Raw genomic sequence first — 20,416 nt, forward strand, 5'->3', positions numbered from 1 at the left:
ACATGGCTGCTGGCAGGGACGGTGATGTTGTATTGGGGGACGATTGGGTCACCCCCGACAGTGCCGCGCCGGATGAAATTCGGGTCAAGCGCGAACGGCGGGGGCTGTTCTCGCTCCGGTCCTCGCCGCTGACGCGCAAGATCATTACCTTCAACTTGATCGCGCTCAGCGTTCTGGTGGCGGGGATCCTCTACCTCAATTCCTCGCGCGACAGTCTGGCGCTGCAACGCGCCGCGGCGCTGGTCTCTGAGACCGAGCTGATCGCCGATGTGATCGAAGCGCAACTGCCCGCAGGCGCGCCGGTGAACCTGACCACCGGCGATGGCGTCGATGTGGCTGCCACGCTCGACGGGCTGGACCTGCGCGGCGGCATCGAAGTCTTTGTCTATGATACGGCGGAAACCTTGGTCGCCCGCACCGCAGGCAGCGTCACCGTGGCCGAGGCCCTCGCCGCCTCCGAGGCGGGTGAGCGGACCTTGCTGAACGACGGGTTGAATTGGCTTTGGGACCGGGTTTCGGCCCCCTTCAGCACCGATGAGGTTACCGCCACCCCGCCGCTCGAAGAGCAATTGCGCGGCATGGTCGGCACCAGCGTGACCAGCGGTACCCGACTGGAAGGCACGCTTGCCATCGAAGGCGGCACGCTTTTCAGCGTGGTGACCCCCATCATGCAGGGCGACACCCCCGTTGGCGTGGTCGCCGTGGCCAGTGCGGCGGGAGAGATCGACCGCCTTGTGCGCAGCGAACGCGAGCGCGTCTTGCAGATTTTCGTCATCGCGACCCTCGTCTCCATCGGCCTCAGCCTCGTTCTGGCCTCGACCATCGCCAATCCGCTGGCCGACCTTTCTGCCGCTGCCGAACTGGGCCGCGACAAGGACGCGCGCAAGATGAACCCCGGCCGCATCCGCATCCCCGATCTGACCGCGCGGCCCGATGAGATTGGCCGCCTGTCAGGCGCGCTGCGCGGCATGGTCTCGGCACTGTACAACCGGATTGACGGCAACGAACAATTCGCCGCCGATGTGGCCCATGAGATCAAGAACCCACTCGCTTCGCTCCGGTCTGCCGTGGGCACGCTGCGCATGGTCAAGCGTGACGACCAGCGCGAGAAACTGCTGGATGTGATCGAACATGACGTGCGCCGCCTCGACCGTTTGGTGAGCGACATTTCCAATGCCTCGCGGCTCGATTCCGAACTGGTCAAGGAAGAGGAAGAGCCCTTCGACCTGCTGCAAATGCTGGGCAATCTGGGCCAGTACCTCGGCGAAGATGCGAAATCCAAAGGCATCGATTTCATCACTGACCTCCCCGCTGCGCCGATCACCGTGCATGGGCTGGAAGCCCGTTTGGCGCAGGTCTTCGTGAACCTGATCACCAACGCAATTTCCTTTTGCGAAGACGGCGACGCGATCCGGGTCTGGGCCCGCAAACGTGCCAATCGCGTGTTGATCGTGGTCGAAGACACCGGCCCCGGCATCCCCGAACAGGCGCTCGGCAAAATCTTCAAACGCTTTTACTCGCAACGCCCGGAAGAGCATTTCGGCAACAACTCCGGCCTCGGCCTCGCGATCTCGAAACAGATCGTCGAAGCCCATGGCGGCGTGATTTGGGCCGAGAACATCCGCCCGACCGAGGCCGACATCACCTCCGAACCGCTCGGCGCGCGTTTTGTCGTGGGGCTGCCCACCTAAATCCCGGGCGCGGGGCCTGATATGACCGTCGAGCGCGAAAACCTCCACGCCAGCTGCGTGGCGATCAATGGGCGCGGGGTGCTGATCCTTGGCCCGTCCGGCGCGGGCAAATCGGCCCTCGCCCTGCAACTGATCGCCCTCGGTGCCAAGCTGGTGGCCGATGATCGCACCGATATCATGCGCGATGGGGATCAGGTGATCGCCAGCGTCCCCGAGCCGATCCGCGGCCTGATCGAGGCGCGCTATGTCGGCATTCTGCGGGCCGAGGATCACGGCCCCGTGCCGCTGGCCCTCGTCGTCGATCTGGCCCGTACCGAAGACCGGCGCCTTCCCGAAGGGCACAGCCATATGCTACGGGGTGTCACGTTGCCCTGTTTTCACAAATGCGATAGCGCTCATTTTGCGGCAGCAATTCATCTGTATATGTCAGGTGTGGAAGAACCGAATTGATCAGTCAGACCTCATCAACAGACCCCGCCCGCGGCGGTTGGTCCTTGTCACCGGCCCTTCGGGCGCCGGGCGGTCCTCTGCGCTCAACGTGCTGGAGGATGCGGGGTTTGAGGCGATCGACAATCTGCCGCTGCGGCTGCTGCCCGCGCTGCTTGACCGCCCCGGCGATGCGCAATCGGTGGCCTTGGGGATCGACGCCCGCAACCGGGACTTTTCCACCGAAGGCGTGCTGGAGCTGATGGGCCGCCTGACGGCTGAACCGGGGTGGCGCGCGGAACTGCTCTATCTCGATTGCGCGCCTGATGTGCTGCTGCAACGCTTTTCCGAGACCCGCCGCCGCCACCCGCTGGCCCCGGCTGACCGCCCCGTCGACGGGATCGCACGCGAGCAGGAATTGCTCCACCCGATCCGCGCCCGTGCCGACGTGCTGATCGACACGACAACGCTGAACGTCCACGAGTTGCGCGCCGAGGTCGAACAATGGTTCGCCCCCGGCGGGCAGCGCCAACTGACGGTATCGGTACAAAGCTTTTCCTACAAACGGGGCCTTCCGCGCGGCGTTGATGTGGTGCACGACTGCCGCTTTCTGAACAATCCCTATTGGGTGCCCGAATTGCGCCGCGGCGACGGGCGCGACCCTTCCGTCGCGGCCCATGTGGCGGGGGACAAACGCTACGCCGATTTCGCCGACAAGGTGCTCGATCTCAGCCTCCTGCTGCTGCCCGCCTACCGCGAAGAGGGCAAATCCCATATCTCCATCGCCTTCGGCTGCACGGGCGGGCAACACCGCTCTGTCGCCATGGCCGAAGATCACGCTTTGCGCCTTGCAGAGCAGGGCTGGCAGGTGTCAATTAGGCATCGAGAGCTGGACCGTCAGCATCGTGAAGGAAGCAAGCCGTGATCGGGATCGTCATCGTCGCACATGGGGGCTGGCGCAAGAATATCTTGCCGCCATCGAACATGTCGTGGGATCCCAATTCGGCGTGCGCGCCATCGCGATCGAAGCCGATCACGACCGCGCCGACAAAGAACGCGAGATTTGCGGCGCCGCCGATGCGGTGGACCAAGGCGCCGGTGTGGTGGTTGTCACCGATCTTTTCGGCGGCTCCCCCTCGAACCTCAGCCTCTTGGCCTGCCGCCCGGAAAACCGCCGGATCATCTACGGCGCGAACCTCCCCATGCTGATCAAACTCGCCAAATCGCGGCATATGGATGTGCCCGATGCCGTGCGTGCCGCGCTCGAAGCTGGTAAGAAGTATATCGACAGCCAGAATGTCAGCGCAGGTTAGAAGGCCCCAAGACGTCATGCCCGAATTTTCTTTAAAGATCGTTAACGAAAAAGGCCTGCACGCGCGCGCCTCCGCCAAATTGGTCGAGGTGGTCGAGGCGTTTGATGCCCGCGCCGAAGTCAGCAAGGATGGCATGTCGGCCTCGGGCGACAGTATCATGGGGCTCTTGATGCTCGGTGCGTCGCGCGGCACCACCATCGATGTCCAAACCTCCGGCCCCGATGCCGAGGCCTTGGCCGAAGCTTTGACCGCCCTCGTGGCGGATAAGTTCGGCGAAGGGTTTTAGGCCCGCCAAGCGGGAAAAAGGATCCGCCGACCCCATGGAAGACGTGCAAAACATCGCGGCCGAGCCGGCCCAGACAGGCGACGGCACGGTGACCTTCACCAAATACGACCGCCGCAGCCTGTCCTATGCCTCGACCTTCGATGACCCATGGAAGGCGCGGGTGATCTCCGCGATGGAGCTTTTCACCGGCAAGCTCAAAATTCTGCGTCTGATCCGTAAGTTCGAACAACGCGGCACCCCCTCAGGCCAAGCCTTTTGGCGCGCGGCGCTCGACACGATGGGCATCGACCTCACCACTCCGCAAACGCAGTTGGACCGCATCCCAAAAGAGGGGCCAGTCGTGGTCGTGGCAAACCACCCCACGGCATGGTCGACGGCATGATCTTCGCCGACCTCATCGGCCGCGTGCGCCCCGATTACCGTATCCTCACCCGGTCGCTGCTCACCTCCATCGACGAGGTGGCGGGCAGCTACATGATCCCGGTGCCCTTCCCACATGACCCGGATGCGCAGCGCAAAGGCGTGGAAATGCGCGCCAAGGCCATGGCCCACCTCAAAGAAGGCGGCGTCGTGGCGCTCTTCCCCTCAGGCGTCGTCGCGGCCTCGGAAAGCTGGTGGGCCCGGCAGTCGAAGCGGAATGGAACGTCTTCACCGCCAAGATGATCCGCCGCTCCGGTGCGCAGGTGGTGCCGATGCGATTCCCGGGCCAGAACAGCCGCGCCTATCAGATCGCCAACAGGCTCAGCCCGATGCTGCGCCAAGGGCTTTTGCTGCATGAAATCGCCCACGCCTGCGACAAACCCCAAGGGCCCATCGTTGGCCACCCGCTCGCCCGCGAAGAGATCGACCGCTGGGCCGACGACCCGCGCGGCTTCATGGCTTGGCTGCGCGCCCATACTCTGGCGCTCACCAACTAAACTTCATCCTTTTAAAAATACCCTCGGGGGAATCGCGCCTCTGGCGCGATGGGGGCAGAGCCCCCAACACCCTCGCAACTCAGCGCGTCGGAACCGGTTTTTCGCCGCGGTAGTCATAGAACCCCCGCTGCGTCTTGCGCCCCAACCACCCGGCTTCGACATATTTGGTCAGCAGCGGGCAGGGGCGATATTTCGTATCCGCCAACCCGTCATGCAGAACGTTCATAATGGCAAGGCAGGTGTCGAGACCGATAAAGTCCGCAAGCTCCAATGGCCCCATCGGATGGTTCGCCCCCAGCTTCATCGAACTGTCGATCGACTCGACGTTGCCGACCCCTTCGTAGAGGGTATAGACTGCCTCGTTGATCATCGGCATCAGGATGCGGTTCACGATGAAGGCGGGGAAATCCTCGGCCGAGGCGGCGGTCTTGCCCAAACGGTCCACGACAGCTTTGCACGCGTCATAAGTCTCGCTGTCCGTGGCGATGCCGCGGATCAATTCGACCAATTGCATCACCGGCACGGGGTTCATGAAGTGAAAGCCCATGAATTTCTCGGGCCGGTCGGTGCGGCTCGCGAGACGGGTGATCGAGATCGACGAGGTGTTCGAGGTCAGGATCGTCGTCGGTTTCAAATGGGGGATCAGGTCTTCGAAGATCGCCTGTTTCACTGTTTCGCGCTCGGTCGCGGCTTCGATCACCAGATCGCTTTGGCCCAGATCGCCTAGCGTCTGCGTCGTGGTGATCCGCGCCATGGCGGCGTCCCGGTCGGCGGCGGTGATCTTCTCGCGGCTGACTTGGCGGTCCATATTGCCGGTCACGGTTTTCATTGCTTTGGCCAGCGCATCGGCGCTGACATCGTTCAGCAGCACGTCGTAGCCTGCCAGCGCCATGACATGGGCGATCCCATTGCCCATTTGCCCCGCTCCCACGATACCGATTGTCTGGATGTCCATGGCCTGTCCTTTGCTTGAGTTCGGCGCACAATAGGGCGCGTGGCGGGGGTGCCGCAAGGGCAGCTGTTTACGAAATCTCACGACAAATTCGCCCGTTAACAGAATCGCAGCCCCTGCTGTGCAATCTGGCTTTGGGTGAACAAAAAGGTGGGTTCGATGACCTATGATGCAGTGGGGCCAGCGCCTCTGGACTATTTGCCATGCCGCTACGGCACGTCAAAGCTGATGTTTCGCGGCCCGCGCCGCAGGTTGGAGGCGCCCTATATCGCCTTTCTCGGCGGGACGGAGACCTATGGCAAATTCATTGAAGAGCCGTTTCCCGCGCGGGTCGAGGCCGAGATCGGCAAGACCTGCGTGAACTTCGGCTTTCCCAACGCGGGGATCGACGCTTTTGCCCATGACCCTTTCGTCGCGCAGGCCGCCTCGCAGGCAGATGTGACGGTTGTGCAGGTCATGGGCGCGCAGAATATGACCAACCGTTTCTATTCCGTGCACCGGCGTCGGAACGACCGTTTTGTCGGGGCCTCCGCGCTGTTGCAGACGATCTACCGCGAGGTCGATTTCTCGCAGTTCCACTTCAACCGGCACATGCTGACGCACCTCATGCAGGTCTCGCCCGAACGGTTCGAAGCGGTGCGCGCGGAGCTTCAGCAGGCGTGGATGGCGCGCATGCGTTTGATGTTGGGACAGATACAGGGGCGCACGCTCCTGCTTTGGCTGGCCGACCGCCCGCCGGTCGCCACAGCAGCGCAGCCGGTGGGAGAGTTGGGCCATGATCCGCTATTCGTGACACGCGAAATGTTGGACGCGGTGGCCCAGCACGCCACGGCCAAGATCGAGGTCGTCTCTCCCAAAGACCCCTCAGGGGGGCCGACCGCTGGCATGGTGGTCAGTGAATTCGAGGCGCCGGCCGCGTCGGAAATGCTGGGCCCGATGGCCCATGCCTCTGCCGCCGCCGCTTTGACCGATGCGCTGCAAAGCATGTCCTGACGCTCCCGGTAGGGACATGCACGAAAAAGGCCCGCCGAGAACGGCGGGCCTTTGGTGTCTCATATGAGAAGCCTTACAGCTTTTCGATTAGTTCCGGCACCGCGTCGAAGAGGTCTGCCACGAGACCATAGTCTGCGACTTGGAAGATCGGCGATTCTTCGTCTTTGTTGATCGCGACGATGATCTTGGAGTCTTTCATCCCGGCAAGGTGCTGAATCGCACCCGAGATGCCAACCGCGACATAGAGGTCGGGGGCGACCACTTTGCCGGTCTGGCCAACCTGCCAGTCGTTCGGCGCATAGCCCGAATCGACCGCCGCGCGGGAGGCGCCAACGGCGGCGCCCAGTTTGTCGGCCAGTTTCTCGATCAGGGCAAAGTCCTCTTCGGAGCCGACACCGCGACCACCGGAAACCACCACGCCCGCGCTTGTCAGCTCGGGGCGGTCCGATTCGGCGACCTTGTCTTCGACCCATGTGGACAGGCCGGGATTCTCGGCTGCCGAAATGGTCTCGACCGAGGCGGACCCGCCGTCACCGGCAGCATCGAAGGTCGATGTGCGGAAGGTGATGACTTTCTTGGCGTCGTTGGACTTCACGGTCTGCACCGCGTTGCCCGCGTAGATCGGGCGCTCAAAGGTGTCGGCATCGACAACGCCGGAAGCATCCGAGATCACCATGACGTCAAGCAGCGCCGCGACGCGGGGCATGATGTTCTTGGCATCCGTGGTGGCGGGCGCGACGATGTGGTCGTAGTCACCGGCGAGGCTGACGATCAGCGCCGCGGTGGCTTCGGCCAGACGGTGGCCCAGCATCTCGTCCTCGGCGACCAGCACCTTGGAAACGCCATCGATCTTGGCCGCCGCTTCGCCTGCCGCCGCGGCAGAGCTGCCCGCCGCCAGAATGGTCACGTCGCCCAGTTGCTTGGCCGCGGTCACCGCCTTGGCGGTTGCGTCCATCGACAGTTCGCCGTCGGAAATCTCTGCAATCAGAAGAACAGCCATTACACAGCCCCCGCTTCTTTGAGTTTCGCCACAAGCTCGTCGACCGAGCCGACCTTGATGCCAGCGGCGCGTTCCGCGGGCTCTTCGGTCTTCACGACTTCCAAGCGGTTGGAGACGTCGACGCCATAGTCCTCGGCGGTCTTTTCATCCAGCGGCTTTTTCTTGGCCTTCATGATGTTGGGCAGCGAGGCATAGCGCGGCTCGTTGAGGCGCAGGTCCACGGTGACCACGGTCGGCATGGTGACTTCGATGGTCTGCAGGCCGCCATCGACTTCGCGGGTGACTTTCGCCTTGTCGCCTTCGATGGCGATGTCGGAAGCAAAGGTCGCTTGCGACCAGCCCATCAGCGCCGAGAGCATCTGCCCGGTGGCGTTCATGTCGTTGTCGATCGCCTGCTTGCCGCAGAGCACGAGGCTCGGCTGCTCTTCATCGACCACGGCTTTGAGGATCTTGGCCACGGCCAGCGGTTCGATGTCCTTGTGCACATCGTCCGAGGCCACCACGAGGATCGCGCGGTCGGCACCCATGGCGAGGGCGGTGCGCAGCGTTTCCTGCGCTTGCTTCACACCGATGGAGACGGCGACGACCTCTTCAGCCTGACCGGCTTCTTTCAGACGAATCGCCTGTTCGACGGCGATTTCGTCGAAGGGGTTCATCGACATTTTCACATTGGCAAGATCAACACCCGATCCGTCCGCTTTGACACGAACTTTCACGTTATAGTCGATCACGCGTTTGACAGGCACCAGTACCTTCATGAGCGGTCTCTCTCCTCAGTTTGCGACGCGGGCTGGTGGCCCGGTCTCCCTAATTCTCCAGACGGGTGTAACGAAGCGGATCGGATCAAAACAGGCCAAAATCGGCAGGTTGGCAGTTTTGAACGCGGCGTTTTCCCGGTTTTTCGTCTGTTAGCGCTATTTTACGCTCGGTTCGCCCCCGGCACCCAAAGCACGTCTTCCTTGCCCGCGTTATTGGCCATCCGCGCGGCGACGAAGAACCAATCGCTGAGCCGGTTCAGATAGGTCACGCAGGCGGGGTTCACCGCCGTTTGCTCAGCCAGCAACACCGCCAGCCGTTCGGCGCGGCGCGCCACGGTGCGGCAGACATGCAGATGCGCGGCCAGCGCGCGCCCGCCGGGCAGGATGAAGCTGCGCAGCGGTTCCAACTCGGAATTCATCACGTCGATCTCACGCTCCAGCCGGTCGACCTGTTCTTGGGTGACCCGCAGGGGCGGGTATTCCGCATCCTTATCGGCTTCCATATCGGGGCGGCAAAGGTCGGCACCCAGATCGAAAAGATCGTTTTGAATGCGCGCCAGCGCTTCATCCGTGGCGCCCTTAGCTTCGAGCCGGGCCACCCCGACGAAGCAGTTCAACTCATCCGAGGTGCCATAGGCTTCGACCCGCGCGTCATGTTTGGCGACACGGTCGCCATTGCCAAGGGCTGTGGTGCCCTTGTCCCCGGTGCGGGTGTAAATCTTGTTCAGTACAACCATCAGATCGTGCCCCCTCGGAAATAGACATAGGCAAGGATCAGCAGCACGGCGATGAACTGCGCGATGATCCGCCACCGCATCAGCTTATTGGCGTTGCGTTTGTTGAATTTGCCCCCGGTGGCAAAGCCGCCCAGCCCCATCAGGAGCACAACGGCGACCGCCACGACAGAGATCAGGACGATCACGAAAAACGGATCATTTGGCATGGGCTGTCCTTTCGTTGGCCTGAGATGTAGCGGCACCGGGCAGCCGCGCAACCAAAATCAGCGGCTGGTGACCCAGTCCAGCGCGCGCGTCGGCAGGATACGCCGTAAAACACCGCCGATATGCGTTGGGGTTGTGACGAAATAGCGCGGGCGGGGTCGGGGGGATTCGACGGCGTGGACCAGCTTCTCGACCACTGCTGCAGGCGGGAGTTCGAAGCGGTCCTTCTTGCCGCTGTCGTCATAAAGCCGGGGGCGCATGGTGCTTTCATACTCCGCCGCGCGGGGGCTGCTTTGCCAGTCAATCCAGCGCTCGAAACGCGGAATGGCCTTGATCCGCAGTTTCGAGGTGACGGGGCCGGGTTCGATCAGGATCACCGCGACCCCGGTGCCGCGCATCTCAAGCCGCAGGGTGTCGGTCAGCCCCTCAAGGGCGAATTTCGTGGAATTATACGCCCCGCGCCACGGCATCGCCACCATGCCAAGAACCGAGGAACATTGCACGATCCGCCCGTGGCCCTGCTTGCGCATCACCGGGATCACCGCGCGGGTCAGGCTGTGCCAGCCAAAGAAATTCGCCTCGAATATCTCGCGCAGGGCATCGGTGGGCAGGTCTTCGACCAATCCGGGCGTGGCGTGGGCACCGTTGTTGAACAGCGCGTCGAGCGTACCGCCGGTTTGGTCCAGCACATGGGCAAGCGCCGCTTGGATGCTGGCCTCATCGGTGTAATCGAGGCGGGGCGCATCGAATCCTTCGGCTTGCAACCGGTCGCAATCCGCTTGTTGGCGGCAGGCCGCGAAAACGCGCCAGCCACGGGCGCGCATGCCGTGGGCGGCGGCATAGCCGATGCCGCTGGAACAGCCGGTGATGAGGATGGAGCGGGTCGCAGACATGCAAAGGGCCCTTCGTGTGAAAGGCCCTTCATCGCGCGATGCTATGGGATTGGCAAGTTAGCCGTTGTTGAGCAGGAAGTCGGCCATCCAGCCGGATTCGCTGCCATCGACGCTGCGGAAACGCACCCAGCCTGCGCCGTTGTCTTCGATCACTTCGACAGCGTCGCCTTTGCCGAGCTTGCCGACCACGCCGAAGTTGGTGCCCGGACCGCCGCGGACATTGACGCGGGTGCCGTTGACTTCGCGGATGTCGGCCTGCGTCGTGCTGACAAAGGTCGCGCCACTGTCAGCGCCGTCAATCAGGCTCGGGATGACAGTCGGCGCATTGGCACTTGTCGTCGTGTAAGCGGCCTTTTCCACCTTGGGCGCAGGGGCGCTGACGGCCTTGGCTTTGACCACTTTCGCCCCGGCGCGGTCCGCAGGGGTTGCCACGGCCTTTTGCACCATCCCGTCATTGGCCTGCGGCAGGTCGCTCAGCGTCGTGAGGTTCAGCGCCACGCGGGTTGCCGTGGCATCACGCGCAGGGGTCCCTTCGGCGAAGGGGGTGATCGGGCTTTCCGCCTTGCGGGCCGCGTTCGCGGCGGTGGCGGTAACAAGGTTGGAAGAGGGGTTGGCGCTGGCGATCAGGGCCGCCTCAGCCGCTTCGGCACTGGCCGTTTGCGAGCCTGCGGGCACGAAGTCGGCCCCGCCGCTCATCTCGTAGAATGCCCAGCCCATGAAACCAAATGTCAAAAAGATGAACCGTTTCATTTTTGCTGTTCCTCGTCCCGTGTCAAACCGTGTTGCTGTTGAGAGACCAACGCGAAACCTCGCGAATGGTTCATTTCCGATTGGCAAGAATTCGCATAGCCGGAAAGTATTGCTTTTTTCTCACTTGAAACCGTGCCAGCGGCCATTTTGCCGAGTCGTTCGCGGGTAATCTGTCGCTTGCCCGCTTTGGCGTGCTTGGCTAAAAGACCCGTCATGTCAGACACAAGCACACCCCAGAACTCGACCCGAATGACCTGTCCGAGCCGCTGCGCCGCGCCTTGGGGGATCGTTACCTGACCTATGCGCTGAGCACGATCATGCACCGGGCGCTGCCCGATGCGCGCGACGGGCTGAAGCCGGTGCACCGCCGCATCCTCTACGCCATGCGCGAGCTGCGGCTGTCGTCCACCGGGGGCTTCCGCAAATCGGCCAAGATCTCGGGCGACGTGATGGGTAACTATCACCCGCATGGCGATGCCGCGATTTACGACGCGATGGCGCGTCTGGCGCAGGATTTCAACGTGCGCTACCCGCTGGTCGACGGGCAGGGCAACTTCGGCAACATCGACGGCGACAACCCGGCGGCCTCGCGCTACACCGAGGCGCGGATGACCGCCGTGGCCGAGGCCATGCTGGAGGGGTTGAACGAGAACGCCGTCGACTTCCGCGAAAACTACGATGGCACGCTGACCGAGCCGGTGGTGCTGCCCGCGCAGTTCCCGAACCTTCTGGCCAATGGCTCCTCGGGCATCGCCGTGGGCATGGCCACGAACATTCCGCCGCATAACATCGCCGAGCTTTGCGACGCCTGTATCCACTTGATCAAGACGCCGGATGCGCGTGACGACACGCTCTTAAATTATGTCCCCGGCCCGGATTTCCCCACCGGTGGCATCATCGTCGAGCCGCCCGAGAACATCGCCAACGCCTATCGCACGGGCCGCGGCTCCTTCCGGCTGCGCTGCCGTTGGGAGGTCGAGGATCTGGGCCGCGGGGCCTGGCAGATTGTTGTCACCGAGATTCCCTATCAGGTCCAGAAGTCCAAGCTGATCGAGAAGATCGCCGAGCTGATCCAGACCAAGAAGATCCCGATTCTCGCCGACATCCGCGACGAATCCGCCGAAGACATCCGCATGATCATCGAGCCGCGGTCCAAGAACGTCGATCCGAACGTGCTCATGGGCATGCTGTTCCGCAACTCGGACCTTGAGGTGCGATTCTCGCTCAACATGAACGTGCTGATCGACGGGCAGACGCCCAAGGTCTGCTCGCTCAAGGAAGTGCTGCGCGCTTTCCTCGACCACCGTCGTGAGGTGCTGCAACGCCGCTCGCGGCACCGGATGGACAAGATCGACCACCGGCTTGAGGTGTTGCAGGGCCTGATCACGGCGTTTCTGAACCTCGACCGGGTGATCGAGATCATCCGCTACGACGAGGACCCCAAGGCCGCGTTGATGTACGAGGACTGGAGCCGTGCGCATCAAGACACGCTGACCCGCGCCATGGACGAGGCCGCCTATGTCTCGCCGCTGGCCGGGGTTGATGTGTCGAAACTGGCGGTCATCGCTGATGCCGAGGCGCAGGCCACCGGCGTGCTGGCCGAGAGTGGTGACACCCGCGCGATCCCGCACAGCTACGCAGGCCGCGAGAACGGGCTGTCGGACGTGCAGGCCGAGGCGATTCTCAACATGCGCCTGCGGTCCTTGCGGCGTCTGGAGGAAGACGCGCTGGTGGCCGAGCGTGATGCGCTGATGACCGAGCGTGCGGGCCTCGAAGACCTGCTGGAAAGCGAGGACCTGCAATGGTCCACCATTGCCGACCAGCTGCGCACGACGAAAAAGCAGTTCGGCAAGGACTGGGTGATCGACGGTGTCAAACGCGGCCAGCGTCTGACCGAGTTCGACACCGCCGGAGAGGTCGAGGACGTGCCGATCGAGGCGATGATCGACCGCGAGCCGATCACCGTGGTCTGCAGCCAGATGGGCTGGATCCGCGCCATGACCGGCCATATCGACCTGAACCGCGAGTTGAAGTTCAAGGACGGCGACGGCCCGCGCTTCATCTTTCATGCCGAGACGACGGACCGGCTGCTAGTCTTCGGCTCGAACGGACGCTTCTACACTGTCTCCGCCGCCAACCTGCCCGGCGGGCGCGGCATGGGCGAGCCGCTGCGCCTGATGGTCGACCTGCCTAATGAGGTGCAGATCGTCTCGCTCTTTATCCACCAGCCGGGGCGCAAGCTTTTGGTGGCCTCCACGGCGGGCGACGGGTTCGTCGTGCCCGAGGATGACGTTGTGGCCCAGACCCGCAGCGGCAAGCAGGTGCTGAACGTGCGCGGCGAGGGGGTCACGGCGCTGGTCTGTCACCCCGTCACCGGCGATAGCGTCGCCACTGTGGGCGAGAACCGCAAGGTGCTGGTCTTCGGCCTTGATGAACTGCCTGAGATGGGCCGGGGCAAGGGCGTGCGGCTGCAGAAGTTCAAGGACGGCGGCCTGTCGGATGCCATCACCTTCACCCGCGAGGCGGGTCTCACTTGGCAGGACCCGGCGGGCCGCACGCGGACCGAGGCTGATCTGGCCGAATGGACCGGCAAGCGCGCAAGTTCGGGCCGCATGGCGCCCCGCGGCTTCCCGCGCGACAATAAATTCACGTGAAACACCCGCGCCCCTCGGGGCGCGGTCAGTCCAGCGGCTCGGCGGTCATCCAAACGCCGCCCTCCGGGCGCAGGGTCAGGATCATCACCGGCTTGGGCTCGCGGCCCGGCACCGGCGTGAACTTGAACCGCCCCAGCAGCGTGGCGAGGATGATCACCGCCTCCTGAAGCGCAAAGCTCGCCCCGATGCAGATGCGCGGCCCGTCTCCGAAGGGCAGATAGGCATAGCGGTCGATGGCCTTGCGGTCGGCGAAACGCTCAGGCCGGAAGGCGTCGGGGTCCTCCCATAGCAATTCGTTGCGGCCAAGCGCGTAGATCGGGATCATCACCGTGTCCCCGGGCCGGATCTCGCGGTCGCAGAGCCTGTCGTGTTTCTGCGCCGTGCGCGAGATGATCCCGGCGGCGGGGTAGAGGCGCAGCGCCTCGTCGACGATCATCCGCACCAGCGGCAGCTTATCCACGTCCTCGCCGGTGCAGACTCGGCCCTGAAGCACGGCCCGCACCTCGTCCCGGGCACGTTCCTGCATCTCGGGGTCGAAACCCATCAGGTACATCGACCACGCCAGCGTCAGCGCCGTAGTCTCATGGCCCGCGACGATGAAGGTCAGAAGGTTGTCGCGCAACTCGCCGGTGTTCATCTGGCGCTTGGTCTTGGGGTCCTCGCCCTCGAGCAGCAGGTCCAGCAGGTCGGGCGTGCCGTCATGGCCGCGCGCCACCCGCGCCTCGATCGCCTGATCGGCCATCGCCTTCATCTGCTTCAGTGCTTGGCCGGACATCATCCGCCCCGGGCGCGGCAGCCAGTCGGGCAGGCCGAGGATGTCGAAAAGGCTGATCTTGCCGGCCTCGGCGATGTAGTCATCGATGGCGCCATGCACCTTGTCGCGGTCGAAGGTGCCGTCGCCAGAAAAGGTCACGTCGCCGATCACGTCGAAGGTCGTGGTCACCATCTCGTCCAGCATGTTGACCGCGCGCGGCCCGGCGGCGGCGATGCGCTCGGCCGAGCGGGCGGCGGCGGCGCTCATGACGGGGGCGAGGTTGCGCACGTTGCGCTGCGAGAAGACGGGGGCGGCGCGCGGCGTTGCCAGCGCCAATGCGCGCCCTCTGCGATGAAGAGCGACTCACCTATGGCCGGGCGGAGCAGGTTCTTGGTGACGTCGGACTTGGGGTAATCCTCCAACCGGTCGAGGAGGACCTGCCGGATCGCGCCGGGGTCCATCACCATATGCCAGCGCTTGCCGGTCTTGCCCGAAACCATGGGCTGCGTCGTGGCGATCTTGGGAATGATGCTGAGCACGTTGCGCCGCGCCATCTGCAGGCTGCCGAGCATGCTGACAGGCTCGGTAACGAGCGGCACGCGGACGGGCAGGGGGCGGGCTTGGGTCATCTTGCTGTCCTCACTCTCAGTCCAAGATAGACCGGCCCGGGGGCAGCGCAACTGCGGCAAATGATTGCGCCCCTTTGGCCCATCGGCTACCCCTTTTCGAAACCTTAACACCCCTGAGGGATTGCCCATGCTGAGAGTTCTTGCCCTGTTGACCTTCGTCGCGACGCTGGCCGCCTGCAACGGGGCATCCGACCTCGACAAGGCGCCGACCCCGCTGGGGGATTTTAACCTGCACCACAATATCGTGGTGGCGCCCAAAGCCCAGAAGGGGCCGCTGAGCCGCGAGGTCAGCAAGGAAGAACTGGCCGAGGCCGTGCGCGCCGCCACCGCCGAACGCTTTGATCGCTACGAGGGCGAGCGCCTCTACCACTTCGGCATCAGCGTCGAGGGCTATGTGCTGGCGCAGCCGGGCATCCCGTTGGTCTTTGCGCCGAAATCAATCTTGATCCTTAACCTCACGGTTTGGGACGACGCCAAGAACAAGAAGCTGAACCCCGAGCCGCATCAGATCACCGTCTTCGAATCCCTCGATCAAGGGCCGGTGGTGGGCTCGGGCTATACCAAATCCGCCGAGGAGCAGCTGAAGAACCTCAGCCAGAACGCCGCGAAGGCGATCGAGACCTATCTGGTCAAGCAAAACCGCGAAGAGGGGTGGTTCAACGGTGGCACAGCCCTGTCCCCCGCCGGGGAACCAGAGGATAAATAGCCCATAGCCGAGGCGCGCCCGACCGATGCGGCAGGCCCACGGTGGGCTTTAAGTGGCGCCAAGACGCAAGTCTCGCTTGATTTTACCGCTCGAACCCAATACATCGCCCGCCAGATAGGGTTCGGGTCCCCGTTGGGGCCCCTCAATTAAAAGGGCGCCACCATGGCAAAGGCAAAGTTTGAACGCACCAAACCGCACGTCAACATCGGCACGATCGGCCACGTTGACCACGGTAAAACCACGCTGACCGCGGCGATCACCAAGTACTTCGGTGACTTCCAAGCGTATGACCAGATCGACGGCGCGCCCGAAGAGAAGGCCCGCGGCATCACCATCTCGACCGCGCACGTTGAGTATGAGACCGAGAACCGTCACTACGCCCACGTCGACTGCCCCGGCCACGCTGACTATGTGAAAAACATGATCACCGGTGCGGCGCAGATGGACGGCGCGATCCTGGTTGTGAACGCGGCCGACGGCCCGATGCCCCAGACCCGCGAGCACATCCTGCTCGGCCGTCAGGTTGGCATCCCCGCCATGGTCGTCTTCATGAACAAAGTTGACCAGGTCGACGACGAAGAGCTGCTCGAGCTCGTCGAGATGGAAATCCGCGAACTGCTGTCCTCCTACGACTACCCCGGCGACGACATTCCCGTTGTTGCAGGTTCCGCTCTGGCGGCGATGGAAGGCAACAAGCCCGAGATCGGTGAAGAGTCGATCAAGAAGCTGATGGCCGAAGTTGACGCCTACATCCCGACACCTGAGCGTGCCGTGGACCAGCCCTTCCTGATGCCCGTCGAAGACGTCTTCTCGATCTCTGGCCGTGGTACCGTTGTGACCGGCCGTGTCGAGCGTGGCGTGATCAACGTTGGCGACGAAATCGAGATCGTCGGCATCCGCGACACCAAGAAAACCACCTGCACCGGCGTGGAAATGTTCCGCAAGCTGCTGGACCGTGGTGAAGCGGGCGACAACATCGGCGCCCTGCTGCGCGGCGTTGAGCGTGACGGCGTTGAGCGCGGTCAGGTTCTCTGCAAGCCCGGCTCCGTGACACCGCACACCAAGTTCGAAGCCGAAGCCTATATCCTCACCAAAGAGGAAGGTGGCCGTCACACGCCGTTCTTCGCGAACTACCGTCCGCAGTTCTACTTCCGTACAACTGACGTGACCGGCACCGTTCAGCTGGCAGAAGGCACCGAGATGGTCATGCCCGGCGACAACGTGTCCTTCGGCGTTGAGCTGATCGCACCGATCGCCATGGAAAACGGCCTGCGCTTCGCGATCCGCGAAGGTGGCCGGACTGTTGGCGCGGGCGTCGTTTCCAAAATCACTGAGTGATCTTTGGATCAGGCCTTCGGGGCCTGACGTCTGAAAGAATCGAAAGGCCGCAGCGTTTGCTGCGGCCTTTTGCGTTGGCGGGGTGTGCGACCCCGCTGAAACAAAAAAGCCGGCCCTCGTAAGAGCCGGCTCCACTCGCTCTAATTCAACTGCAATCAAGCGGCGTCAGCGTTCACGCCACCTTTGGTCGCGATCTCAGTCATGCGGCGGTCGCCATCATAGGTGTGATCAAGCTGCTCCTGAAGTTGTGCACCATCTTCGTTTTCGCCCAGACGGTTGGCGAAGGCGACAACGCAGCCGTAGCCCGCCAGAGCATAGTGCACCATCCGCTGATACTGCGTGATGATCATGGCATCGCGGGCATCGCTGTCGCCAAAATCTTCCTCCAGCACATGTTTATGCGCCTCTTTCACAAGGCCTTCCATCCCGTGGCAGTGCTCGCCTTCTGGGTCGAGGTCATGTTTCGCGCAGATGGACTTCAGCACATCCATGCCCTTGGCGATTCCATTACTGCCGTCGATCAGCGCTTCGCTAAGTTCCTTGTCCTCCGCCGCGCGGCCCAGAGCGTTGGTCGCTTCGAGCGATTGCTTGCAGGCAGAATAGAGGTCTTGCAGTTGGTCGGTGTAAACGTCTTTGAGATTGTTCATAGTCATCGGTCGTCCTCCAATTTCGGGCTTTGTTCGACGGGAAAACGTAAGCTGAGCGCTCAATGTTCCCCAAAGAAGAGAATATCGGCGGAAAGGGCAGATCTGCTCTTGATCCGCCGCCCGTTTGCGACTACCCAAGCCACCGGCATAGGGGTTTAGCTCAGTTGGTAGAGCATCGGTCTCCAAAACCGAGGGTCGTGGGTTCGAGTCCCTCAGCCCCTGCCACATTTCCTTAAATTTTGGGACGAGGCCGCGCGGCGTATCGTTCTTTTCGAAGTCCTGCATCCGCGAGAGGCAGGGCGGTGCCTTTGAGGCTATGTCGGTCTGCGGCAATCTATTCTTTGTGGGTTTGCTCACGTCTGGGCCGTCAGCGCGCGAGTGTTCAGCGAGTCGCGCTGACGCAAGGCGATTCACCCAGTTTCCACCTCTATGGCGCTGAACTCGGGATGATTCATCGGGTCAAAGAGGGTTCTGCGCAGCCGTATGCTACTAACGCGGCGAAACTCAGGGCTCGCCACTATAGAAATAGCATGCCATTTCAGCATCTTGCCGAAAAGTTCCCCGAAATCTCATCTTTTCTCAACTTTCTGCTTGCGGCTTCGCCTCACTAACCTTAGAACCCCCTCTACCGGCGGCGCTGAGACGCACCGCTGGGGCGCCAGACGGGGCGGACGGCAGCGGAGACGCGAATGTTCGGATCACGAGGCGGATGAGAATTCGAGGTATTAGAGGCGGGGCGCGCCGATGAGTTAGGGCGCATCTCAGTTTCTTTTGTCTCAACGCTGTTTGAAAATTTGATATCTGAAGAGATATGTGGGCGGTTTGGTTCATTCGATGGATCAACGTCTGTATATCGCGCTCTTAGGGTTTCGGCCCGATGATAGAGTGTCAGCTTCACTGTTTGGACGGCTTTCGCTACTTTGTAGCTGAAGCACAACAAACAGAGAGTGGTCTGCATCTTTCAGTAATGGATGCAGGTCGATGTGCAGAGGTTCGACGTCAAGGATACGCAGTAATGCGTTTCAACTTGAGAGTTTGATCCTGGCTCAGAACGAACGCTGGCGGCAGGCCTAACACATGCAAGTCGAGCGAGACCTTCGGGTCTAGCGGCGGACGGGTTAGTAACGCGTGGGAACGTGCCCTTCTCTGCGGAATAGCCACTGGAAACGGTGAGTAATACCGCATACGCCCTTCGGGGGAAAGATTTATCGGAGAAGGATCGGCCCGCGTTAGATTAGATAGTTGGTGGGGTAATGGCCTACCAAGTCTACGATCTATAGCTGGTTTTAGAGGATGATCAGCAACACTGGGACTGAGACACGGCCCAGACTCCTACGGGAGGCAGCAGTGGGGAATCTTAGACAATGGGCGCAAGCCTGATCTAGCCATGCCGCGTGTGTGATGAAGGTCTTAGGATCGTAAAGCACTTTCGCCAGGGATGATAATGACAGTACCTGGTAAAGAAACCCCGGCTAACTCCGTGCCAGCAGCCGCGGTAATACGGAGGGGGTTAGCGTTGTTCGGAATTACTGGGCGTAAAGCGCGCGTAGGCGGATTGGAAAGTTGGGGGTGAAATCCCGGGGCTCAACCCCGGAACTGCCTCCAAAACTATCAGTCTAGAGTTCGAGAGAGGTGAGTGGAATTCCAAGTGTAGAGGTGAAATTCGTAGATATTTGGAGGAACACCAGTGGCGAAGGCGGCTCACTGGCTCGATACTGACGCTGAGGTGCGAAAGTGTGGGGAGCAAACAGGATTAGATACCCTGGTAGTCCACACCGTAAACGATGAATGCCAGTCGTCGGGCAGTATACTGTTCGGTGACACACCTAACGGATTAAGCATTCCGCCTGGGGAGTACGGTCGCAAGATTAAAACTCAAAGGAATTGACGGGGGCCCGCACAAGCGGTGGAGCATGTGGTTTAATTCGAAGCAACGCGCAGAACCTTACCAACCCTTGACATCCTGTGCCACTCCGAGAGATCGGACGTTCCCTTCGGGGACGCAGTGACAGGTGCTGCATGGCTGTCGTCAGCTCGTGTCGTGAGATGTTCGGTTAAGTCCGGCAACGAGCGCAACCCACATCCTTAGTTGCCAGCAGTTCGGCTGGGCACTCTAAGGAAACTGCCCGTGATAAGCGGGAGGAAGGTGTGGATGACGTCAAGTCCTCATGGCCCTTACGGGTTGGGCTACACACGTGCTACAATGGCAGTGACAATGGGTTAATCCCCAAAAGCTGTCTCAGTTCGGATTGGGGTCTGCAACTCGACCCCATGAAGTCGGAATCGCTAGTAATCGTGGAACAGCATGCCACGGTGAATACGTTCCCGGGCCTTGTACACACCGCCCGTCACACCATGGGAGTTGGTTCTACCCGACGGCCGTGCGCTAACCTTTTGGGGGCAGCGGACCACGGTAGGATCAGCGACTGGGGTGAAGTCGTAACAAGGTAGCCGTAGGGGAACCTGCGGCTGGATCACCTCCTTTCTAAGGATGTTCCTAGCCAGTTGAGCCTCGCTCAACTCGTGGAACACTTAGCAGATCGGCAAACAAAGCCGGTCAATATATAGAACCGAGCCGTCCTCATATCTCTTCAGAAATAGGTCCTGCGCTGAACGCGTGGGTCTCAATAGTTTGGGGCCTTAGCTCAGCTGGGAGAGCGCCTGATTTGCATTCAGGAGGTCAGGAGTTCGATCCTCCTAGGCTCCACCAAGCCTTTTGCAAAGCAAAAGGCGTCGCCCTGGTTGCCCGTCCAACGGACGTGCGAGAA

Annotated in this window: 17 protein-coding genes, 2 tRNA genes, 1 rRNA gene and 3 pseudogenes; 13 read left to right on the forward strand and 10 right to left on the reverse strand. The window is 62.1% G+C overall.

Translation table 11 applies throughout. From position 1 onward, the window contains the following. The first annotated feature begins 2 nt into the window (after positions 1-2). The 6 genes and pseudogenes from CUR85_RS09770 to CUR85_RS09795 all read left to right on the forward strand — a co-directional run bounded on the left by CUR85_RS09770 (position 3) and on the right by CUR85_RS09795 (position 4,633). A complete protein-coding gene (locus CUR85_RS09770) occupies positions 3-1,691 on the forward strand; it encodes a sensor histidine kinase (RefSeq protein ID WP_067260611.1) in 1,689 nt (562 codons plus the stop codon). A 21-nt stretch (positions 1,692-1,712) separates the two neighbouring features. After that, entirely contained in the window at positions 1,713-2,141 is a 429-nt protein-coding gene (locus CUR85_RS09775) for an HPr kinase/phosphorylase (RefSeq protein WP_067260609.1), read from the forward strand. Positions 2,142-2,178: 37 nt separating this feature from the next. Continuing rightward, positions 2,179-3,042 (forward strand): RNase adapter RapZ, encoded by an 864-nt coding sequence (rapZ, locus tag CUR85_RS09780; RefSeq protein ID WP_280322619.1) that lies wholly within the window; start codon positions 2,179-2,181, stop codon positions 3,040-3,042. Then, positions 3,039-3,430 (forward strand): annotated as a pseudogene (locus CUR85_RS09785) (PTS sugar transporter subunit IIA). Before rapZ ends, CUR85_RS09785 begins: the two are co-directional and overlap by 4 nt. Positions 3,431-3,446: 16 nt before the next feature. Further along, entirely contained in the window at positions 3,447-3,716 is a 270-nt protein-coding gene (locus tag CUR85_RS09790; RefSeq protein ID WP_067260603.1) for an HPr family phosphocarrier protein, read from the forward strand. Positions 3,717-3,750: 34 nt separating this feature from the next. Beyond that, positions 3,751-4,633: pseudogene (locus tag CUR85_RS09795) on the forward strand (lysophospholipid acyltransferase family protein). 79 nt (positions 4,634-4,712) lie between these two features. On the opposite strand, the gene CUR85_RS09800 reads toward CUR85_RS09795, so the two are convergent. Further along, positions 4,713-5,588, reverse strand: coding sequence for a 3-hydroxybutyryl-CoA dehydrogenase (locus tag CUR85_RS09800; RefSeq protein WP_067260598.1), 876 nt, complete (start codon positions 5,586-5,588; stop codon positions 4,713-4,715). A gap of 156 nt (positions 5,589-5,744) precedes the next feature. Here CUR85_RS09800 and CUR85_RS09805 point away from each other — a divergent pair, with 156 nt between their 5' ends. Further along, a complete protein-coding gene (locus tag CUR85_RS09805) occupies positions 5,745-6,578 on the forward strand; it encodes a DUF6473 family protein (protein WP_067260596.1) in 834 nt (277 codons plus the stop codon). A gap of 73 nt (positions 6,579-6,651) precedes the next feature. Here CUR85_RS09805 and CUR85_RS09810 read toward each other — a convergent pair whose 3' ends face one another. The 7 genes from CUR85_RS09810 to CUR85_RS09840 form a co-directional block, all read right to left on the reverse strand. Then, on the reverse strand, positions 6,652-7,578 hold the full coding sequence (locus CUR85_RS09810; RefSeq protein WP_067260593.1) for an electron transfer flavoprotein subunit alpha/FixB family protein: 927 nt from the start codon (positions 7,576-7,578) through the stop codon (positions 6,652-6,654). Further along, complete coding sequence (locus CUR85_RS09815; protein WP_067260591.1) at positions 7,578-8,336, reverse strand: electron transfer flavoprotein subunit beta/FixA family protein; 759 nt, start codon at positions 8,334-8,336, stop codon at positions 7,578-7,580. The genes CUR85_RS09810 and CUR85_RS09815 overlap by 1 nt, the downstream gene beginning before the upstream one ends. 161 nt (positions 8,337-8,497) lie before the next feature. Continuing rightward, positions 8,498-9,073, reverse strand: a complete 576-nt coding sequence (locus tag CUR85_RS09820) for a cob(I)yrinic acid a,c-diamide adenosyltransferase (RefSeq protein WP_067260588.1) — start codon at positions 9,071-9,073, stop codon at positions 8,498-8,500. Continuing rightward, complete coding sequence (locus CUR85_RS09825; RefSeq protein ID WP_067260586.1) at positions 9,073-9,279, reverse strand: twin transmembrane helix small protein; 207 nt, start codon at positions 9,277-9,279, stop codon at positions 9,073-9,075. The genes CUR85_RS09820 and CUR85_RS09825 overlap by 1 nt, the downstream gene beginning before the upstream one ends. A gap of 57 nt (positions 9,280-9,336) precedes the next feature. After that, positions 9,337-10,170, reverse strand: coding sequence for an SDR family NAD(P)-dependent oxidoreductase (locus CUR85_RS09830; protein WP_067260583.1), 834 nt, complete (start codon positions 10,168-10,170; stop codon positions 9,337-9,339). A gap of 57 nt (positions 10,171-10,227) precedes the next feature. Next, positions 10,228-10,920: an SH3 domain-containing protein gene (locus tag CUR85_RS09835; protein ID WP_067260581.1), complete on the reverse strand. Its 693-nt coding sequence runs from the start codon at positions 10,918-10,920 to the stop codon at positions 10,228-10,230. Then, positions 10,917-11,144, reverse strand: a complete 228-nt coding sequence (locus tag CUR85_RS09840) for a hypothetical protein (protein ID WP_136720206.1) — start codon at positions 11,142-11,144, stop codon at positions 10,917-10,919. The genes CUR85_RS09835 and CUR85_RS09840 overlap by 4 nt, the downstream gene beginning before the upstream one ends. Positions 11,145-11,198: 54 nt before the next feature. Here CUR85_RS09840 and CUR85_RS09845 point away from each other — a divergent pair, with 54 nt between their 5' ends. Next, on the forward strand, positions 11,199-13,574 hold the full coding sequence (locus CUR85_RS09845; protein WP_425520129.1) for a DNA topoisomerase IV subunit A: 2,376 nt from the start codon (positions 11,199-11,201) through the stop codon (positions 13,572-13,574). A gap of 25 nt (positions 13,575-13,599) precedes the next feature. On the opposite strand, the pseudogene CUR85_RS09850 reads toward CUR85_RS09845, so the two are convergent. Further along, positions 13,600-14,957, reverse strand: a pseudogene (locus tag CUR85_RS09850) (cytochrome P450). 127 nt (positions 14,958-15,084) lie between these two features. Here CUR85_RS09850 and CUR85_RS09855 point away from each other — a divergent pair. Both CUR85_RS09855 and tuf read left to right on the forward strand, forming a co-directional pair. Next, positions 15,085-15,663 carry a hypothetical protein gene (locus CUR85_RS09855; protein WP_067260571.1) on the forward strand — a complete coding sequence of 193 codons (579 nt, stop codon included), beginning with the start codon at positions 15,085-15,087 and terminating at the stop codon, positions 15,661-15,663. A gap of 162 nt (positions 15,664-15,825) precedes the next feature. Further along, positions 15,826-17,001 carry an elongation factor Tu gene (tuf, locus tag CUR85_RS09860; protein ID WP_067260569.1) on the forward strand — a complete coding sequence of 392 codons (1,176 nt, stop codon included), beginning with the start codon at positions 15,826-15,828 and terminating at the stop codon, positions 16,999-17,001. A 155-nt stretch (positions 17,002-17,156) separates the two neighbouring features. Here the strand turns inward: tuf and CUR85_RS09865 are convergent, their stop codons facing one another. Further along, positions 17,157-17,654 (reverse strand): DUF892 family protein, encoded by a 498-nt coding sequence (locus CUR85_RS09865; protein ID WP_067260565.1) that lies wholly within the window; start codon positions 17,652-17,654, stop codon positions 17,157-17,159. A gap of 143 nt (positions 17,655-17,797) precedes the next feature. Here CUR85_RS09865 and CUR85_RS09870 point away from each other — a divergent pair. From CUR85_RS09870 to CUR85_RS09880, 3 genes are all read left to right on the forward strand, one after another. Further along, positions 17,798-17,873, forward strand: a tRNA-Trp gene (locus CUR85_RS09870). Between the two features lie 798 nt (positions 17,874-18,671). After that, positions 18,672-20,133: ribosomal RNA gene (locus CUR85_RS09875) — 16S ribosomal RNA — on the forward strand. 149 nt (positions 20,134-20,282) lie between these two features. After that, positions 20,283-20,358: transfer RNA gene (locus tag CUR85_RS09880), tRNA-Ala, on the forward strand. The last annotated feature ends 58 nt before the right edge of the window (positions 20,359-20,416 follow it).

It is taken from the genome of Sulfitobacter faviae, assembly GCF_029870955.1.
GTDB classification, from domain to species: domain Bacteria; phylum Pseudomonadota; class Alphaproteobacteria; order Rhodobacterales; family Rhodobacteraceae; genus Sulfitobacter; species Sulfitobacter faviae.

Excerpts from the sequence above, each read along its gene's own strand:
- CUR85_RS09770 (WP_067260611.1), top strand. The coding sequence starts at position 3 with ATGGCTGCTGGCAGGGACGGTGATGTTGTATTGGGGGACGATTGGGTC.
- CUR85_RS09775 (WP_067260609.1), top strand. The coding sequence starts at position 1,713 with ATGACCGTCGAGCGCGAAAACCTCCACGCCAGCTGCGTGGCGATCAAT.
- CUR85_RS09790 (WP_067260603.1), top strand. The coding sequence starts at position 3,447 with ATGCCCGAATTTTCTTTAAAGATCGTTAACGAAAAAGGCCTGCACGCG.
- CUR85_RS09800 (WP_067260598.1), bottom strand. The coding sequence starts at position 5,588 with ATGGACATCCAGACAATCGGTATCGTGGGAGCGGGGCAAATGGGCAAT.
- CUR85_RS09805 (WP_067260596.1), top strand. The coding sequence starts at position 5,745 with ATGACCTATGATGCAGTGGGGCCAGCGCCTCTGGACTATTTGCCATGC.
- CUR85_RS09810 (WP_067260593.1), bottom strand. The coding sequence starts at position 7,578 with ATGGCTGTTCTTCTGATTGCAGAGATTTCCGACGGCGAACTGTCGATG.
- CUR85_RS09815 (WP_067260591.1), bottom strand. The coding sequence starts at position 8,336 with ATGAAGGTACTGGTGCCTGTCAAACGCGTGATCGACTATAACGTGAAA.
- CUR85_RS09820 (WP_067260588.1), bottom strand. The coding sequence starts at position 9,073 with ATGGTTGTACTGAACAAGATTTACACCCGCACCGGGGACAAGGGCACC.
- CUR85_RS09825 (WP_067260586.1), bottom strand. The coding sequence starts at position 9,279 with ATGCCAAATGATCCGTTTTTCGTGATCGTCCTGATCTCTGTCGTGGCG.
- CUR85_RS09830 (WP_067260583.1), bottom strand. The coding sequence starts at position 10,170 with ATGTCTGCGACCCGCTCCATCCTCATCACCGGCTGTTCCAGCGGCATC.
- CUR85_RS09835 (WP_067260581.1), bottom strand. The coding sequence starts at position 10,920 with ATGAAACGGTTCATCTTTTTGACATTTGGTTTCATGGGCTGGGCATTC.
- CUR85_RS09855 (WP_067260571.1), top strand. The coding sequence starts at position 15,085 with ATGCTGAGAGTTCTTGCCCTGTTGACCTTCGTCGCGACGCTGGCCGCC.
- tuf (WP_067260569.1), top strand. The coding sequence starts at position 15,826 with ATGGCAAAGGCAAAGTTTGAACGCACCAAACCGCACGTCAACATCGGC.
- CUR85_RS09865 (WP_067260565.1), bottom strand. The coding sequence starts at position 17,654 with ATGACTATGAACAATCTCAAAGACGTTTACACCGACCAACTGCAAGAC.